The sequence below is a fragment of the Lascolabacillus massiliensis genome (genome assembly GCF_001282625.1).
Taxonomy (GTDB): domain Bacteria; phylum Bacteroidota; class Bacteroidia; order Bacteroidales; family Dysgonomonadaceae; genus Proteiniphilum; species Proteiniphilum massiliensis.
On record NZ_CTEJ01000002.1, the window covers coordinates 1,218,032 to 1,235,140 of the forward strand.

Below are 17,109 nucleotides of genomic sequence, written 5' to 3' on the forward strand. Positions count from 1 at the left end.
TTCATTTTTATCAATTTTAAGTTAAACAGGTTATAATTTATTATATATCAGCAACTATTAATGGAAAAGAAAATCCGTATAAAAGATATTGCAAAGATGGCAGGTGTCTCAGCCGGAACGGTTGACAGGGTACTACATAATAGGGGGAACGTCTCGGACGATGCCCGCAAGGCAGTTGAAAAAGTTCTTGAGCAGGTTGACTATAAACCCAACATGCATGTATCTTCACTATCTCTTAAAAGAAAATACAGAATAGTTGTTACAACCCCCCAGTTCTCTGAAGGTGCATACTGGGAAAGTATACACAATGGCATACGTAACGCTCTTGAAGAGTATGAGAATATCAAGGTAGATCTCCATGTTTATACATACAATCAGTATGACATTTATTCTTGCAGGAATGTCTTCGAAAAGATTTCCAGTTTTGATATGGATGCATTAATAATTGGACCTACTTTTAAAGAAGAGACCATAGAGTTGTGTAATGAATTAGATGAGAGGAGCATACCTTATATTTTCGTTGACTCAACAATAGAAGAGACTTCACCACTGGCATTCTTTTCTGCAGATCATTATAAGGTGGGAAGACTCATAGCTCATCTTATTACATCAATTATACCAGAAGAGGCAAATATTGGACTTTTACAGGCTGTAAGAACCGGTGACTGCAGTGCTAATACCACCATCCTAAGAAAAAAAGGTTTTACTGATTATCTCTATGAAGGTAAAAAGAATAATCAGGTTATAACAATACCTTTTTCGGTTGCACAACCGGAAGAAAATGAAAAACATCTGTCAAGCTTCTTTAAAAATCATGAAAATGTAGGTGGTATCGTAGTTATGAACTCAAAAGGCAGCATTGTTTCTGAATATCTGGCAAATAATGGTATAGAGAATGTAAAGGTAATTTGCATGGATGTGACTATCCCAAATAGTGCTGCCCTTAAAAATGGAAAAATCGATTTCCTTATCGGTCAAGGCCCGGAATATCAGGGATTTTATGCAATGAAAACATTGCTTGAATATCTGATTTTCAGGAAAAGTGTTACTTTAGAAAATTATATGCAGCTTGATATCATTACTAAGGAAACCATAGAATATTATAAAAGATTCAACAATTTACTTCGCTGATTATTACTAACTAATATCTATCAGATTATACCCTAACCCCTGAATTGGTCTTTCCAGCTCCTTATTCATATAAGGAATCAAAGGAGCAGGTAAGGCTCATATAAGAGCAAAGTAAGAGGTAGGTACACTTATAATTGCAAATCTTCACTGTTTTTTAAAATTTTTCCTATTTAACTTGTCCGATTAAGAATAATTTGTATTTTTGTGTACGTACACATTTCTTGCTAAACTTTAGCATACAGATACCGCATTTTAAGCTAATATTGAATCGATAACTTTTATCATATGAAAACAAATTATCAACTACGGTATGCAGCACATCCTTCAGATGCAAAATCTTATGATACTGAAAGATTAAGAAAAGAGTTTTTAATCGAAAACCTATTTAAAGCTGACGAAGTAAATATGGTATATTCAATGCATGACCGTCTTGTAGTAGGAGGAGCAATGCCAGTGAAAGAAAATCTGCAACTTGAATCGATAGATCCACTCAAGCAACCAATATTCCTGCGTAATCGTGAAATAGGCATCTTTAATGTTGGAGGAAAAGGAAAAATTAAAGTCGGTGACACATCTTATGAACTGGATTATAAAGAAGCACTTTATCTAGGAGCTGGTGACAGAGAAGTATATTTTGAGAGCATCGATCCTTCCACTCCTGCTAAGTACTACTTCAACTCAGCCACAGCTCATCGTAATTGGCCTGACAAAAAAGTCACCAGGGCAGATGCTGAAGTTGCAGAATTGGGGTCGCTTGAGACCGCTAATCATAGAATTATAAATAAGATGATAGTTAATCAGGTATTGCCAACATGCCAGCTTCAGATGGGGATGACTGAACTTGCACCCGGAAGTGTTTGGAATACTATGCCTGCTCATACACATTCGCGCAGAATGGAAGCCTACTTCTATTTTGAGGTACCTGAAGGTCAGGCTGTATGTCATTTCATGGGCGAGCCGCAGGAAACCAGGCATATCTGGATGAAAGGTGATCAGGCTGTTATTTCTCCTGAATGGTCTATTCACTCAGGGGCAGCAACATCTAACTATACATTTATCTGGGGTATGGCGGGAGAAAATCTGGACTATGGAGATCAGGATTTCTCAAAAATCACAGATCTTAAATAATCAATACTCATGAAGAGTATAACACAAACCAAGGAATAATATATTTATGGATATTTTTTCTTTAAAGAATAAAGTTGCCCTTGTCACTGGTGCTGCCCATGGGATTGGTTTTCAAATGGCGGTTGCACTTGCCAATGCAGGAGCAAAGATTGCATTCAACAGCTCAAATGAATCTTCTATGAAAAAGGGAATTGAGGAATATCACAAACTTGGAATAGATGCATTTGGATTTGTTTGTGATGTTAGAGATGAGTTTGCTGTTAATAATATGATTGATGTCATAATCAGAGAAATTGGCGAGATAGACATTTTAGTGAATAATGCCGGAATAATTAAACGCATACCTGCTGTAGATATGAAAGTGGAGGAGTTCAAAGAGGTAATTGATGTTGATCTTGTTGCCCCCTTTATCTTATCAAAAGCAGTTGCTCCTGCAATGATAAAACGTGGGGGAGGTAAAATAATTAATATTTGCTCATTAATGAGTGAACTGGGCAGAGAAACTGTATCTGCGTATGCAGCTGCAAAAGGAGGCTTGAAAATGCTCACAAGAACACTTGCAGCTGAATGGGGAAAATATAATATACAGGTAAATGGAATTGGTCCAGGCTACATTGCTACATCACAAACAGCACCACTTAGAGAAAAACAGGCAGATGGTAGTCCCCACCCTTTCGACTCATTTATAATCTCAAAAACACCTGCAGAGAGATGGGGTATACCTGAAGATCTTTCAGGTCCGGCAATTTTTCTGGCTTCCAGGGCATCTGACTTTGTTAATGGCCACATATTATATGTCGATGGCGGTATTCTAGCTTATATAGGAAGACAACCTTAATGTTCCATAAACTTATAAAATATGAGAACAGTATTACTTATAATCTTAATAGCAATTATCTCAGGTTGCACAACGGGACATAATAAGATTGATGTTGTAATTAAAAATCCGAGTCCATTTGACAGAGATAATGAGATTACAGAGATCGAATGGAATAGGGTTCAGGAAATACTATCCATAAAAGAGGGAGAGAGAGTAATTGTTACAGACATAAACAAAAAACAGGTAATATATCAGCTGATTATAAATGGCAGAAGTAATATTGAGTCGATTATTTTTCCTGTATCCGTAAAAGCAGAAGGGGAATCGGTTTATACTATTTCCAAGGGTCAGCCGGAACAGTTTGAGCCACTTGTATATGGCAGATTAGTACCGGAGAGAAAAGATGATTTTGCATGGGAGAATAACCGTACTGCATTCAGGATATACGGTCCGGCACTCAAGTCTACAGGCGAAATTAGCAATGGAATGGATTTCTGGGCAAAAAAGACTGAAGAACTGATAATTGATAAGTGGTATAAGAATGATTTGTCAAATATAGCTTCATATCATACTGATAATGGAGAAGGACTGGACTTCTATAAGGTGGGCAGGACGCTGGGTCTTGGAATGACTGCTCCATTTTTTAATGATACTCTCTGTTTAGGTGATAATTTTATTAATTATGAAATACTGGATAATGGACCATTAAGGATCACTTTCAGATTGACATACGAACCCTATTTTGCAGGAAACAATGAGATAGTGGAGACCCGTGTAATTTCTCTGGATGCTTACTCTTATTTTAACAGAGTAACCAATATTTTCTATACCAACAGTGAAATTATAGATCTGGCAACCGGAATAGTTATTCCTGAGGAGAACCCTGAAATGGTTGAATCAGATGCAATTTATGGAGACAATAAAGGTATTATTGCTTATGAAACTCCCTCAGATTCAATAAACGGAACAATTTACACCGCTGCTATCAATCCTGAAAGGTTTGATGTTATTAAAGTCTCAAATGGCCACTACCTGGGTATAAATAGTTATAAGCCTGGAGATGAATACAGTTATTATGCCGGAGGAGGGTGGAGTAAAGCAGGATTCAATAGCTTTGAAAAATGGAAGGAGTTTCTGAAAAGACAGAAAGAGATAATCGATAACCCTCTCATAACACAGATCAAGTAATATGCAGAAAGTAGTTACATTTGGTGAAATAATGTTACGACTAGCCACCCCGGGATATAAGAGATTCATTCAGTCTGAAATTCTCATTTCAACCTTTGGAGGAGGAGAGGCTAATGTAGCAGTATCACTCGCAAACTATGGTATTCCTGTTGAATTTGTTACCCGTCTGCCCGAGAATGATATTGCCAATTGGTGCATTTCTGACCTTAGAAAATATGGAGTGGGAACCAGGCACATACTTAGAGGAGGTGAAAGAGTGGGGATTTACTTTCTTGAGACAGGAGCAGTAGCACGCCCTTCCAAAGTTATATATGACAGGGCAAACTCCTCCTTTGCAGAAGTAGAGAAAGGAATGATCAACTGGAAAGAGATATTAAAAGATGCATCATGGTTTCATTGGACAGGTATTACACCGGCAATCTCACAAGGTGCCGCCGATGTTTGTCTTGAGGCTGTAAAAACAGCTAATGAGATGGGAATAACTGTCTCTTGCGATCTCAATTACCGTAAAAACCTATGGAGATATGGTAAATCTGCAGCTGAGATTATGCCTCAGCTGGTTGAAGGGTGTAATATAATTCTTGGCAATGAAGAGGATGCTGAGAAAATGTTCGGTATAAAACCAGAAGGATTTCAGTCAGAACATACAGGAGGAAATATAGATGCTGAAGAATTTGAGTCTGTATGCAGACAGATAATGGAAAGATTTCCCCGAGCAAAAAAAGTAATCATTACACTTCGTGGTTCCATAAATGCTAATCACAACAGATGGGGTGGATGCCTCTTTTCAGATAAATTCTATCAATCAAAAAGATATGATATTACACATATCGTAGACAGGGTTGGAGGAGGAGATTCATTTATGGGAGGCCTGATATATGGCTTGCTTACATACAGGGATGATGATCAGAAAGCACTCGACTTTGCAGTTGCTGCTTCATCTCTTAAACATACTGTATATGGTGACTTTAATTTAGTGTCTGTATCTGAGGTGGAAACATTAATGAAGGGTAACAGCTCAGGCAGGGTTGTCAGATAAAACAGAAAACTATGGCTAAATTTTCCAGAATTAAAGTATATCAGACAATGGAGGATACAGGTATAATACCTCTATTTTACCATTCAGATTTTGAGATCGCGAAACATGTAGTTGATGCATGCTATAAGGGTGGAGTCAGACTGTTTGAATTCACGAACAGAGGTGATTTTGCTCATGATCTATTTGCAAAGTTAATTCGATGGGTAGATAAAGAGTGCCCTGAAATGATACTGGGAGCAGGGTCTATAGTTGATGCCCCTACAGCATCCCTTTACATACAAATGGGGGCAAACTTTATAGTTGGCCCTATGCTCAACCCGGATATATTCAAGGTATGTAACCGCAGACAGATAGCTTACTCCCCTGGATGTGCCACTACAACTGAAATTGGTCTTGCCCAGGAGCTTGGAGCTGAAATTGTGAAGATATTTCCAGGAGGAGATGTTGGTGGACCAGCTTATGTAAAAAATATAAAGGGGCCTATGCCATGGACCAAAGTAATGGCAACAGGTGGAGTGGAACCAACTAAAGAGAGCATTACAGCATGGTTCAAAGCAGGTGTCACCTGTGTTGGAATCGGGTCTAAGCTTTTCCCAAAAGAGGTGATTGAAAATGGTAACTGGGAAAAGATTACTCAATTATGCCGGGAATGCATTTCTATCATACAACAAACCAGATAGTGAATGTAATTTAATGAAAAACAATAGATAAAATTAAATCATGAATAAACTACACGAGAGAACAAAAATGACCAATCAACGCTGGACAATATGTCTTATGTTGTTTTTGGCTACAACTATCAACTATCTTGACAGACAGGTTTTGTCACTTACATGGGCCGACTTTATTGCTCCTGAGTTTCACTGGACAAACAGCGACTATGGAACGGTGGCTGGTCTGTTTTCACTTTTCTATGCTATCTCAATGCTATTTGCCGGGAAGTTTGTAGACCGACTGGATACAAAAAAAGGTTATCTGTGGGCTATTGGTGTATGGTCGGTAGGTGCCGTAATTCATGCATTCTGCGGACTAGTTACTTCCGGCATAGTTGCCGGCAGTTGGACAACAAGTTTTGCAGGTGCCCGTGAAGCAATATCTGCTGTTGGTGATGTTTCTCTTGTTGTATCAGTAAGTGTGACTCTTTTTATATTTGCCCGACTTGTTCTAGCTATAGGTGAGGCGGGAAACTTCCCGGCAGCAATTAAGGCTACAGCTGAGTATTTCCCTAAAAAAGACAGGGCATATGCAACTAGTCTGTTTAATGCAGGAGCCCAAATTGGCGCTTTAGTTGCACCATTGACCATTCCTTTCATAGCAAAAGCTTGGGGATGGGAAATGGCTTTTATTGTTATTGGAGCTCTTGGTTTTGTTTGGATGGGATGCTGGGTATTTATCTATGAAAAACCGGAAAGAAATAAAAGGGTAAATAGTGCTGAATTGGCATATATAAATCAGGATGATGAGATAGACGGAGTATCATCAACCTCAATAGACTCCAATGCAGGGAAGAAAGTTACTTTCAGGCAAGCTTTCAGACACAGGCAAACATGGTCCTTTGCTATTGGTAAGTTCCTGACCGACGGTGTATGGTGGTTTCTACTGTTTTGGATACCTGCCTACCTGAAATCAGTATATAACCTGGACTCAACACAAAGTGCCCCTCATGTATTCCTTGTGTATGCTATTTCCATGATATCTATATTTACTGCAGGATTCTTCCCGGCATATTTCATGAGAAAAAAGAAAATGGATCCATATCTAGGAAGAATGAAAGCCATGCTGCTATTTGCCATGTTCCCAATACTAATCCTATTTGCTCAGCCATTAGGACAGATATCGGTATGGCTTCCTGTAATAATAATAGGTATTGCAGCTGCTGCACATCAGTCGTGGTCAGCAAATATTTTCACTACAGTAAGTGATATGTTCCCGAAATATGCAGTAGGAACAATAACCGGAATTGGAGGAATGGCAGGTGGACTTGGATCTTATTTGATTAACCAGGGATCGGGCATACTGTTTGATTTTACAGCAAACACAAATCTAAAGTTTATGGGATTTGAGGGTATTGAATCAGGTTACTTCATTATTTTCATGATTTGCGCATTTGCCTATCTGATTGGCTGGAGCATAATGAAAACATTAGTACCTAAATATCAGCTTATCACCGAAATGTAATTATAATGATGGGGCTTATTAAGAGTGGGTGCCACATGTTTTAATATTTTGTTTGATAATTGTGGCAATCATAAAAAAAGGATCAGACTTTAATCCAATCCTTTTACTAATAAGTTGTGGTCCCAACTGGGCTTGAACCAGTGACTCCCTGATTATGAGTCAGGTGCTCTAACCAACTGAGCTATGGGACCGTTTGTCATTTGACAAAAGCGGGTGCAATATTACTACTTTTTCGTTAAAACTCCAAATATGGAGCAACTTTTATTTTTATATTTAAATTCTAATATCAGATTTTACCTGAGTATATTTGTCTTATTAAAAATGTTTTTATTGAATATATGTTTAAAAAAATAGTTGCCATAGAGCCTGTTGGATTAATTCCGTCAGCGGAGGAGAAGTTGAAATTATTTGCAGAAGAGGTTATTATGCACACCAATATCCCGGAGGATGACGCAGATATTGCACACCGAATAGGAGATGCCGATGCTGTATTACTAAGCTATACGACACAACTCAGCCGGTCAGCAATGGAAAAATGCCCTAATATTAAATATATAGGAATGTGCAACTCTCTATACTCTCCGGAAAGCGCCAATGTTGATATTTCTTATGCAAATAGCAGAGGAATAACTGTAACAGGAATAAGAGACTACGGTGACGAAGGAGTGGTTGAATATGTAATAAGTGAACTCGTACGCTGCCTTCATGGTTTTGGCCAGTCCCCCTGGGATGGTGTTGCCAGAGAAATAACAGGGCTTAAAGCAGGTATAGTTGGACTTGGCAAATCAGGAGGTATGATAGCCGATGCTTTACATTTTTTTGGTACAGATATTAGTTACTATTCAAGAAGTGAGAAAGATGATGCAAAAGCTAAGGGGTATCGTTATCTTACACTAGACGAACTGCTGGCAGAGAGTGAAGTAATCTGCTGTTGTCTAAATAAAAACACTATCCTGATGCATGCCGAACAGTTTACAAAAATGGGAGACAGAAAGATTCTGTTTAATACAGGACTCTCACCCGCATGGGATGAAGAACCATTTTTAAAATGGCTTGAAGGTGATAATTTATGCTATTGTGACACTGTTGGTGCATTAGGTGGTGAGCATCTGTTAAATCACCCCAAAACAAGGTGTATGGAGGTTTCTTCCGGCAGAACAGTGCAGGCATTTGACCGATTAAGCGAGAAGGTGTTAGATAACCTTTCGGAATTTACAGGGATAAATATTTGACAGAAAACTGAAACTAATTCTGCTCTACGCTGACTAGTTAATCAGCAGAAATATAAACTATTAAAAAACAATAGGGGAAGCAATATTCTGTAGTGTACTTACTACAGACCAGCCTGCAATTGCTGAAGTGGCACTGAAAACATCTACCACAGCATGAACCTCATCATTTTTTATCTCCACACGCTGTCTGTCACCTGTGAAATAGGGTGTCGACTCCATTGTCACCCGCAAATTATCAGGACCAACTGTAGCCAGTGAAGCTGCTACAGCCACATTAAGTCCGGTTGGAAATGTTTCAATGGCCTCACTTGCTGTACCTGAAAAGACCATCTTTTTTGAGATTTCCATTTCACTATCATAGTGAGATGATCCTCTCAAAGCCTTTACCCCTTTTTCGTTAAGGAACTCAGCAGTTGCATTGCCCATTAGAGTTGCTGTTCTAAGGACATCGAACCCACCGGTAGCACCCGAGGCGATATACACTTTAGTACCGTTTGCCAAAGCAGTTCTTCTAACCTTTTCCAGAAAATCAATATCTGCAAAAGCTCCTATTGATAATGTGATTACAGAAGTACCATTTTCTAAAGCTGAAATTGCAAACTCTTTCATAGCTGCCGGAGAAGCCGCTTCTACAAGAAAATCAGGTTTAAGAGCGAGCAGTTCAGTTAAAGATGAGCAAGGCTTACACTCCCTCCCGTTTTTTTTCATTTTACCTGCAAGACGCTCTGCTTTATTTTTTGATCGGGAATATACTCCTACCAGATCATAATCAGGCAACAAGCCGGCCAATAAAGCATCAGCCACAATATCAGCCAGGAAACCACAACCTACAATTACAAGTCTCTTCATATAGTTAAAAAATTCATATTAATTTTCAGCAGGTTCAGTCCAGTCCCCATTATCCTTTATAAGCTGAATAAGATGTTCAACAGCCTCTGCCTGAGGTATATTTTTTGCAACAAGCTGTTTTTTGCGGTAAAGGGATATCTTACCATGTTCTGCTCCTACATATCCGTAATCCGCATCAGCCATCTCTCCAACACCATTGACAATACAGCCCATAACTCCGATTTTCAGATGTTTCAGATGAGAGAAATGTTTCTGTACCAGTGCAACTGTTGTTTGCAGGTCAAATAGAGTTCTTCCGCAACCCGGACAAGAGATGAACTCTGTTTTACTTGTACGGACACGTGCTGCCTGGAGGATTCCAAATGAGTATGCATCGACATCAAGAATATCAAGTTTACCCTCGTTGCTCATCATGATGCCATTACCGAAGCCATCAAGAAGCACTGTTCCAAAATCTACTCCCGCTTTAATCTGCAGGTCTTCTGCCTCATCCTCTTTATAACTGCTCTGGAGAATTACAGGTACCCTGCAACCTTCATTTAAAAGAGTGTGGAAAAATGCTCTCTGCTCACCTACCCTATTTTGATGGTCAGAAGTCAGTATAACAACTACTTTAGGTACAACTTTCAAAAATGCAATAACTCTCTCTGACAATTCAGGGAATGACAGGCGCAGGAACCTCACTTCTGAATCACAATCTTTTATTTTATCTAAAGAGTCGACTGTAAAGAGCGGAAAATTGTCAATCTTCTTCTCCCAATTTTCAAAATCGACAATCGATTTCATTCCCTTAGGGAAGTTGTCAGGCACTCTATTACCAACATAGATATAGTCAGGTATAAAATGTGGGTTGATTGACATATCGTTTATCCTGCTCCTGTCAGATATTACTACAGGAAGATATTCACCTCCAACATTCCAAACAGAGTCTGTTTCCCGTCTATCCATAGAAAATGGAGAGAAACCGGGATATTCTTCAGAAACTATTGGTTCATGTCCTTCAAGCTTATTGATATATTCAACCAATTTCTGAGCAACAGGTACTTCAGCTTCTGGTTCTTCGCTTAATGATACTCTGATAGTATCACCTATCCCATCAACAAGTAAGGCTCCTATTCCCACTGCAGATTTCATACGCCCATCATCTCCGTTTCCTGCTTCTGTTACACCAAGATGAAGTGGAAAATGGATATTTTCTTTATCCATTGTAGCTACTAATAGTCGTACTGCCTTTGTCATCAGAACTGTATTAGAAGCCTTCATAGAGATAACAATATCCTTGAAATCTTCTTTTATTGCAATTCTCAGAAACTCCATGCATGACTCAACCATACCTTCCGGAGTATCACCATATCTGTTCATTATACGATCAGAAAGTGAACCATGGTTAACCCCTATACGAACAGCTGTACCATGCTCTTTGCAAATATTCAGGAAAGGGACTACCTGTGACCTTATCTTCTCAAGTTCCAAAGCATACTCCTCGTCTGTATATTCTTTTTCAGCGAAAGTCTTTTGTTTATCAACAAAATTCCCTGGATTAATACGCACCTTCTCTGCTATTGTTGCAGCAACCAGAGCTGCACGGGGATTGAAATGAATATCAGCTGAAAGTGGGGTATTATACCCTTTATCTCTAAGCTGCTGATGTATCTCTTTTAAGTTATTAGCCTCACGTACACCTTGTGTTGTGAGTCTTATCAGGTCGGCACCGGATGCTATAATTCTCTCACACTGAGCAACACTCCCCTCTGTATCGAGTGTATTTGTATTGGTCATTGTTTGAATAACAACCGGATAGTTGCCACCCATGAATATATTCCCAACTTTTACATCAATTGTTGGACGTCTTTTGTAATTAAAAAAACTCATTTGATTAATATTATTTCCTCAAAGGTAATATTTCTATCCAATATCCGTCCGGATCATTAATAAAATAGAGTCCCATATCATGATTCTCGTAACATACACAGCCCATCTCTTTATGAAAAGCCCTTATCTCATCATAGTCGCCTTCCACCCTTACACAAAGATGTTGTTCGTTATCACCAAGATTATATGCTCTGTCCCAGTCACGCAACCAGGTTAATTCAAGTGTGAATCCCGTTACGTTATCACCCATATAAACAAGGATAAAAGATCCATCAGAAGCCTCTTTTCTACGAACCTCTTTGAAACCTAAAGCATCCTCATAAAATTTAATACTTTTTTTCAGATCAAATACATTAATATTGTAGTGATCAAATCTAGCCTTTATTTCCATATTCTTTTTATAATTATATAATTAACTCTTATATGATATTCAATCAGAGAACATTAATTATATGAATTGAGTTGTTACAAAATTAGTCAATTTATAGATTAAATGATTGTCCATGGTGATTAATAGGCAGATAATTACAATTATACTTTGATGCTATTCCTGCAAACATATTCACCAGATTAAAATTCTCTCCAAAGTGCATTGGGAAAAAAAATTCAGTTTTTATTCTTGAAACAAACTGCTCTCCTCCTCTCATAAAATCGTTACCTAAACGTGGATCCAGAGGGAACATTGCAACATATAAATCTTCGGATTTTTCTGAAAGCAGCTCCAGTTCGCACAAGAAATTATTTTCGTAAGTGAGCGCTTCTTCTGCATTAACCTCCTCTTTCCAATGCCAGTTATTTAGATCTCCAGCATGAAAAAAGAGTTTATCCTCGCAGCTGATCAGAAATGAACAACCTGCATCAGTGGAACCATAAGCCTTAACCTTTATTCTATGATCTCTGAATGACTCCTCTTTCTTGAGAAATAATGCATCTTCAGGAAGAGCTTTCTTACTTTGAAGCAGCTCTTCAGAAAAAAGATACTTGATATTTTTTTTATTTTTCCTCCAGGATAAAATCTCAGGATTGAAATGGTCTGAATGCGAGTGAGAACAAAAAATGTACAAGTCCTCATCTTTATTCAGAAGATAATCTTTAATCCACTCCTTCCCGTCACTGCGGGGAACATCTTTATAAAAATCGAATAACAAAGATAATTCTTGAAATTCAATTAAATAGCAGCTATGATATATATAAGTGATTGTCATAATAATATTTACCTCTTATCTTAAACAAAGATAAGGCTAAAAGTTCAAAAGGTTTCACATAAAAATTGGTAAAATCCTGCAAACAGTATGCTCTAACTATCAATTAATGAGTTTTTAAATAACATCATATGAGTATTAAAACCACAATAATTATAATTTATAAGTATCTGTTTAGAATTTTTTATTTCCTTTGCATCATACAGCATGTTTCACATTAAAACTCAAATGATTATGAAAAAGTATTTAGCAGAAATGATTGGTACAATGGTGCTGGTATTAATGGGATGTGGTGCGGCAGTTTTTGCAGGGGCTGATCAGCCATTTTTTACTATTGGGACTCTGGGTGTTGCTTTTGCATTTGGACTATCGGTTGTAGCTATGGCATATACGATAGGAAGCATTTCCGGTTGTCATATCAATCCGGCAATAACTTTTGGAGTGTATCTTTCGGGAAGAATGAGCAGCAAAGATGCATTAATGTATATGCTTTTTCAGATTATTGGAGCAATAATAGGATCTTCTATTTTGTGGTTTCTCGCTAAAGATTCCGGATCAACCACAACACTTACAGGGGCAAATGGCTTCGCTGAAGGTAAGATTGCTGAAGCATTTGTTGCGGAAACAGTGTTCACCTTTATTTTTGTGCTTGTAGTTCTTGGAGTGACTGCAAAAAATGGATTGAATAAATTTGCGGGGCTTGCAATTGGTCTGGCATTAGTCTTGGTTCATATTGTCTGTATTCCAATTACAGGGACATCTGTAAATCCCGCACGAAGTATAGGACCTGCTATTTTTGAAGGTGGTGTGGCTTTAACTCAACTCTGGTTATTTATTGTTGCTCCTCTGCTTGGTGCAGCAATTTCTGCATTAGTTTGGAAAGGAATTACAGTTGAAAATAAATTGGCTACTACTGAATAAATATAGTAATAGATATTCTATTTTAGATAAAGCGGGGTAAAATCTCCGCTTTTTACATATAATTATAGAACTTATTTGACTGATGAGTGTTTAATTATTGCACATTTTTTATACATTTGCGCAGTTTTATGTAAATAACAATCATTTTTGACTGGTAAAACCATTTTATCAGATAAATAAAATTGAAAAAATTATGACTCACAATTTATTAAAAGGCAAGAGAGGGATTATTTTTGGTGCCCTTAACGACATGTCAATTGCATGGAAAGTGGCCGAAAGAGCCGTTGAAGAAGGCGCAATAATCACTTTGTCGAATACTCCTGTAGCAGTGCGAATGGGTGAAACAGCTGCGCTTGGAGAAAAACTAAATGCAGAGATTTTACCTGCTGATGCTACAAATGTTGAAGATCTGGAGATGGTTTTCGCAAAATCAATGGAAATACTTGGCGGAAAAATTGATTTCGTTCTGCACTCAATAGGTATGTCTCCAAATGTTCGTAAGAAAAGAACATACGACGATCTGGATTATGACATGCTTATGAAAACACTTGATATATCTGCAGTATCTTTCCATAAAATGATGCAGGTTGCACGTAAGATGGATGCTATTGAAAGAGGAGGTTCGATTCTTGCTCTTACATATGTTGCCGCACAGCGTGTTTTTTACGGCTATAATGATATGGCTGATGCAAAAGCACTTCTTGAGTCTATCACCCGCAGCTTTGGATATATCTACGGAAGAGATAAGGGGGTAAGGGTAAATACCATTTCACAATCACCTACAATGACTACAGCCGGAAGTGGTGTAAAAGGCATGATGGATTTGATGGATTTCTCAGAACGTATGTCACCAATAGGTAATGCTGATGCCGATGATGCAGCAGACTACTGCGTTGTGATGTTCTCTGATCTTACCCGCAAGGTTACTATGCAGAATCTATATAATGATGGAGGTTTCTCCAGCATGGGTATGAGTCTTCGTGCAATGAAGCAATACAGTAACGGACTCGATGCAAATATAAATTCTGACGAAAGCTAAAGTAGAGGTTAAAAAGATTAACACTCGAGTTAAATAAGTTCCAGTCAATAGATTGGAACTTATTTTTGTTTATATTTGCAACTATGCTTATTAAAATATATAATGAAAATCCGAATACGCGTGAGATAGATAAAGTAGTATCTGCTCTGCAAGATGGTGGAATTGTGATATACCCCACAGATACATTGTATGCTTTTGGATGCGATGCACTTAATGTTCGCGCGGTAGAGAAAATTTGCAACTTAAAGGGAATAAACCCTGAAAAGAGCAATTTATCCATTATATGCAATGATTTAAGCATTATAAGTGAATATGCAAAGGTAGATACCCCGACATTCAAATTAATGAAAAGAAATCTGCCTGGTCCTTTCACTTTTATTCTACCTACCACATCATCACTCCCTAAAATTTATAAAAAGAAGAAAACAGTTGGTATACGTGTACCGGATAATAACATTATACGCGAAATTGTTATCAGACTCGGGAACCCTGTTTTAAGTACTTCAATTATAGATGAAAATGATGAGATTGAATATATAACTAACCCAGAACTGATACATGAGAAATGGCAGGATTTTGCGGATATAGTAATAGACGGAGGTATTGGAGGAATTGAGCCATCCACGGTTATTGATTGTTCAACGGGAGAACATGATATCATAAGACAGGGAAAAGGAGAGTTAAAATTCTGATATTTGTGCACTTCGATTAAAATATTTAATACATTCGCAGTCTCATTTTTACCAACTACATACTTATCTTTTATTACAATTAATATATTAACATTTTTATCACACAAATAAAGTCAAATGAAAAGAACTTATTTCATACTGCTCGTTTTTTCATTATTGTTGCTAATAAACACATCTTGTAATGATAACGACAAAATTAATGACAAAGGTGAGTTGGAAACTGTAACATATGATGCAGGAACAAAAACTTTTAAACTAACATACAGCAGCGGATATACTGAAACTATTAACGCAATAATTAACAATCAGGTTGATCCTCCGGTTGCTACTGCTACTTTGGAAGATGGCTCCATAGTCACTTTCGAGAATGCAAACAACTCAGGTAAGGCAGAGATCATAACCTCTGACGTAATATCAGATTATAAATATGTAAATGGTTGGATTTATGATAATATGTCGGTTTATTATCTATGGAACGACAAGCTTTCTAAGAGTCCTAACTATTCACTAAATCCGGAAGACTTTTTCGAATCAATACTTTATAAATATAATAAAACATCAAATCCGGATGGAGACCGCTTCTCCTGGATTCAGGAAGATTATACTGAATTATTAGGCAATCTGAGCGGAGTTGCTTCTCATGAAATAGGTTTTGAATATATTTTAGTAGGTACAGATGCTACCCTTAAGCAATACTACGCTTTAGTTCTTTATGCAATGCATGGAACAGATGCAGAGCTTAAAGGTATTAACAGAGGCAGGTTTATTACTAAAATTAATGGACAAAATATTACCGCTGACAACTATAAAAATCTTTTTGGCGGTACCGGGACAAAGAAACTGAGTATGGCTGATTTTGTTTATAATGAGACAGAGAAAAGGTATATACTCCAGAGTTCAGGAGATGTAACCATAAATATGCATAATTACTTTGCCGAAAACCCTATTTATCTTGATACCATTTATACAGTAGCTAATAATAAAATAGGATATCTTGTTTATAACTTCTTTGCAAGGGATAATGGAGATAAAAGTAACAATTATGATAAAGAACTAATTAGCAAGCTTAGCAATTTTAAATCTAAGGGTGTAAATGAGATGGTTCTTGACCTTCGATATAACAGTGGTGGAGCAGTCTCCTCAGCTATCGCACTTGCAAGTGCTTTAGTGAAAAACAGATCAACAAAAAATGTACTTACTACATCACAATATAATTCTATTCTGCACAACGCTCTCATTAAGGAAGAGGGAGCAAACTATAATAAGGATTATTTTATCGACAAGATTATAGGTACAACAGTTGCTATCCCTGAAATGAATTTACCCAGGTTATATGTGTTAACTTCGGGATGGACAGCTTCTGCCAGTGAATTTATCATAAACGGACTAAAACCTTATATGGATGTGATCCTTATCGGGGAAACTACATATGGAAAAAATGTAGGTTCAATTACAATATACGAAGATGATGATCCAAAAAATAAATGGGGAATGCAACCTATTGTAGTGAAATTCGCAAATAGCCTTGGCTTTTCAGATTTTACTGCTGGATTCACTCCGGATTATGAAATTGATGAGTTTGAAAATCTATATCTCTATAGCTTTGGTGATACTAATGATCCTTTACTTGGAAAAGCTTTATCACTCATTACAGGGCAAACATCGTTTACGCGTTCAGCAAGTGCTATTTCAACCCCATTCCGCTCTACTCAGATAAACGAAAAAATTTCTGTTGATAGCCGTGAAAAATCACATCGCTTTGAAATGTATGATGATATTCGTGGTGAAAGTATTAGAAATATAATGACTAAATAAAAT

Annotated in this window: 16 protein-coding genes and 1 tRNA gene; 12 read left to right on the plus strand and 5 right to left on the minus strand. The window is 37.4% G+C overall.

What is annotated here, in order from left to right:
• Window positions 1–60: 60 nt before the first annotated feature.
• The 7 genes from BN1354_RS09905 to BN1354_RS09935 all read left to right on the plus strand — a co-directional run bounded on the left by BN1354_RS09905 (window position 61) and on the right by BN1354_RS09935 (window position 7,484).
• Window positions 61–1,131, plus strand: coding sequence for a substrate-binding domain-containing protein (locus BN1354_RS09905; RefSeq protein WP_053827001.1), 1,071 nt, complete (start codon window positions 61–63; stop codon window positions 1,129–1,131).
• A gap of 285 nt (window positions 1,132–1,416) precedes the next feature.
• Window positions 1,417–2,259: a 5-dehydro-4-deoxy-D-glucuronate isomerase gene (kduI, locus tag BN1354_RS09910; protein WP_045090615.1), complete on the plus strand. Its 843-nt coding sequence runs from the start codon at window positions 1,417–1,419 to the stop codon at window positions 2,257–2,259.
• Between the two features lie 46 nt (window positions 2,260–2,305).
• Window positions 2,306–3,097 (plus strand): gluconate 5-dehydrogenase, encoded by a 792-nt coding sequence (locus BN1354_RS09915; RefSeq protein ID WP_045090614.1) that lies wholly within the window; start codon window positions 2,306–2,308, stop codon window positions 3,095–3,097.
• A gap of 21 nt (window positions 3,098–3,118) precedes the next feature.
• Window positions 3,119–4,267 carry a DUF4861 family protein gene (locus BN1354_RS09920; protein WP_074010760.1) on the plus strand — a complete coding sequence of 383 codons (1,149 nt, stop codon included), beginning with the start codon at window positions 3,119–3,121 and terminating at the stop codon, window positions 4,265–4,267.
• Between the two features lies 1 nt (window position 4,268).
• Window positions 4,269–5,306, plus strand: coding sequence for a sugar kinase (locus BN1354_RS09925; RefSeq protein ID WP_053827002.1), 1,038 nt, complete (start codon window positions 4,269–4,271; stop codon window positions 5,304–5,306).
• A gap of 11 nt (window positions 5,307–5,317) precedes the next feature.
• Window positions 5,318–5,986, plus strand: coding sequence for a bifunctional 4-hydroxy-2-oxoglutarate aldolase/2-dehydro-3-deoxy-phosphogluconate aldolase (locus BN1354_RS09930; protein ID WP_053827003.1), 669 nt, complete (start codon window positions 5,318–5,320; stop codon window positions 5,984–5,986).
• A 40-nt stretch (window positions 5,987–6,026) separates the two neighbouring features.
• Window positions 6,027–7,484, plus strand: a complete 1,458-nt coding sequence (locus BN1354_RS09935; protein ID WP_053827004.1) for an MFS transporter — start codon at window positions 6,027–6,029, stop codon at window positions 7,482–7,484.
• A 117-nt stretch (window positions 7,485–7,601) separates the two neighbouring features.
• On the opposite strand, the gene BN1354_RS09940 is transcribed toward BN1354_RS09935, so the two are convergent.
• A tRNA-Ile gene (locus BN1354_RS09940) sits at window positions 7,602–7,675 on the minus strand.
• Between the two features lie 147 nt (window positions 7,676–7,822).
• Between BN1354_RS09940 and BN1354_RS09945 the strand changes: the two genes are divergently transcribed.
• Window positions 7,823–8,716 (plus strand): NAD(P)-dependent oxidoreductase, encoded by an 894-nt coding sequence (locus tag BN1354_RS09945; protein WP_053827005.1) that lies wholly within the window; start codon window positions 7,823–7,825, stop codon window positions 8,714–8,716.
• A 60-nt stretch (window positions 8,717–8,776) separates the two neighbouring features.
• On the opposite strand, the gene BN1354_RS09950 is transcribed toward BN1354_RS09945, so the two are convergent.
• The 4 genes from BN1354_RS09950 to BN1354_RS09965 form a co-directional block, all read right to left on the minus strand.
• Window positions 8,777–9,565, minus strand: coding sequence for an aspartate dehydrogenase domain-containing protein (locus BN1354_RS09950; protein WP_053827006.1), 789 nt, complete (start codon window positions 9,563–9,565; stop codon window positions 8,777–8,779).
• 18 nt (window positions 9,566–9,583) lie between these two features.
• On the minus strand, window positions 9,584–11,437 hold the full coding sequence (locus BN1354_RS09955; RefSeq protein WP_053827007.1) for a 4-hydroxy-3-methylbut-2-en-1-yl diphosphate synthase: 1,854 nt from the start codon (window positions 11,435–11,437) through the stop codon (window positions 9,584–9,586).
• Between the two features lie 10 nt (window positions 11,438–11,447).
• Window positions 11,448–11,828, minus strand: coding sequence for a VOC family protein (locus tag BN1354_RS09960; RefSeq protein ID WP_045090609.1), 381 nt, complete (start codon window positions 11,826–11,828; stop codon window positions 11,448–11,450).
• 91 nt (window positions 11,829–11,919) lie between these two features.
• Window positions 11,920–12,642: an MBL fold metallo-hydrolase gene (locus BN1354_RS09965; protein ID WP_053827008.1), complete on the minus strand. Its 723-nt coding sequence runs from the start codon at window positions 12,640–12,642 to the stop codon at window positions 11,920–11,922.
• A 225-nt stretch (window positions 12,643–12,867) separates the two neighbouring features.
• Here BN1354_RS09965 and BN1354_RS09970 point away from each other — a divergent pair, with 225 nt between their 5' ends.
• The 4 genes from BN1354_RS09970 to BN1354_RS09985 all read left to right on the plus strand — a co-directional run bounded on the left by BN1354_RS09970 (window position 12,868) and on the right by BN1354_RS09985 (window position 17,106).
• Window positions 12,868–13,560: an MIP family channel protein gene (locus BN1354_RS09970; protein ID WP_262494907.1), complete on the plus strand. Its 693-nt coding sequence runs from the start codon at window positions 12,868–12,870 to the stop codon at window positions 13,558–13,560.
• Window positions 13,561–13,753: 193 nt separating this feature from the next.
• On the plus strand, window positions 13,754–14,599 hold the full coding sequence (locus BN1354_RS09975) for an enoyl-ACP reductase FabI (protein ID WP_045090606.1): 846 nt from the start codon (window positions 13,754–13,756) through the stop codon (window positions 14,597–14,599).
• A gap of 83 nt (window positions 14,600–14,682) precedes the next feature.
• On the plus strand, window positions 14,683–15,291 hold the full coding sequence (locus BN1354_RS09980; RefSeq protein ID WP_045090605.1) for an L-threonylcarbamoyladenylate synthase: 609 nt from the start codon (window positions 14,683–14,685) through the stop codon (window positions 15,289–15,291).
• A 117-nt stretch (window positions 15,292–15,408) separates the two neighbouring features.
• Entirely contained in the window at window positions 15,409–17,106 is a 1,698-nt protein-coding gene (locus BN1354_RS09985) for a S41 family peptidase (protein WP_052673244.1), read from the plus strand.
• Window positions 17,107–17,109: the final 3 nt, after the last annotated feature.

Excerpts from the sequence above, each read along its gene's own strand:
- BN1354_RS09970 (WP_262494907.1), top strand. The coding sequence starts at position 12,868 with ATGATTATGAAAAAGTATTTAGCAGAAATGATTGGTACAATGGTGCTG.
- kduI (WP_045090615.1), top strand. The coding sequence starts at position 1,417 with ATGAAAACAAATTATCAACTACGGTATGCAGCACATCCTTCAGATGCA.
- BN1354_RS09975 (WP_045090606.1), top strand. The coding sequence starts at position 13,754 with ATGACTCACAATTTATTAAAAGGCAAGAGAGGGATTATTTTTGGTGCC.
- BN1354_RS09965 (WP_053827008.1), bottom strand. The coding sequence starts at position 12,642 with ATGACAATCACTTATATATATCATAGCTGCTATTTAATTGAATTTCAA.
- BN1354_RS09985 (WP_052673244.1), top strand. The coding sequence starts at position 15,409 with ATGAAAAGAACTTATTTCATACTGCTCGTTTTTTCATTATTGTTGCTA.
- BN1354_RS09955 (WP_053827007.1), bottom strand. The coding sequence starts at position 11,437 with ATGAGTTTTTTTAATTACAAAAGACGTCCAACAATTGATGTAAAAGTT.
- BN1354_RS09930 (WP_053827003.1), top strand. The coding sequence starts at position 5,318 with ATGGCTAAATTTTCCAGAATTAAAGTATATCAGACAATGGAGGATACA.
- BN1354_RS09925 (WP_053827002.1), top strand. The coding sequence starts at position 4,269 with ATGCAGAAAGTAGTTACATTTGGTGAAATAATGTTACGACTAGCCACC.
- BN1354_RS09960 (WP_045090609.1), bottom strand. The coding sequence starts at position 11,828 with ATGGAAATAAAGGCTAGATTTGATCACTACAATATTAATGTATTTGAT.
- BN1354_RS09905 (WP_053827001.1), top strand. The coding sequence starts at position 61 with ATGGAAAAGAAAATCCGTATAAAAGATATTGCAAAGATGGCAGGTGTC.
- BN1354_RS09945 (WP_053827005.1), top strand. The coding sequence starts at position 7,823 with ATGTTTAAAAAAATAGTTGCCATAGAGCCTGTTGGATTAATTCCGTCA.
- BN1354_RS09950 (WP_053827006.1), bottom strand. The coding sequence starts at position 9,565 with ATGAAGAGACTTGTAATTGTAGGTTGTGGTTTCCTGGCTGATATTGTG.
- BN1354_RS09915 (WP_045090614.1), top strand. The coding sequence starts at position 2,306 with ATGGATATTTTTTCTTTAAAGAATAAAGTTGCCCTTGTCACTGGTGCT.
- BN1354_RS09980 (WP_045090605.1), top strand. The coding sequence starts at position 14,683 with ATGCTTATTAAAATATATAATGAAAATCCGAATACGCGTGAGATAGAT.
- BN1354_RS09935 (WP_053827004.1), top strand. The coding sequence starts at position 6,027 with ATGAATAAACTACACGAGAGAACAAAAATGACCAATCAACGCTGGACA.
- BN1354_RS09920 (WP_074010760.1), top strand. The coding sequence starts at position 3,119 with ATGAGAACAGTATTACTTATAATCTTAATAGCAATTATCTCAGGTTGC.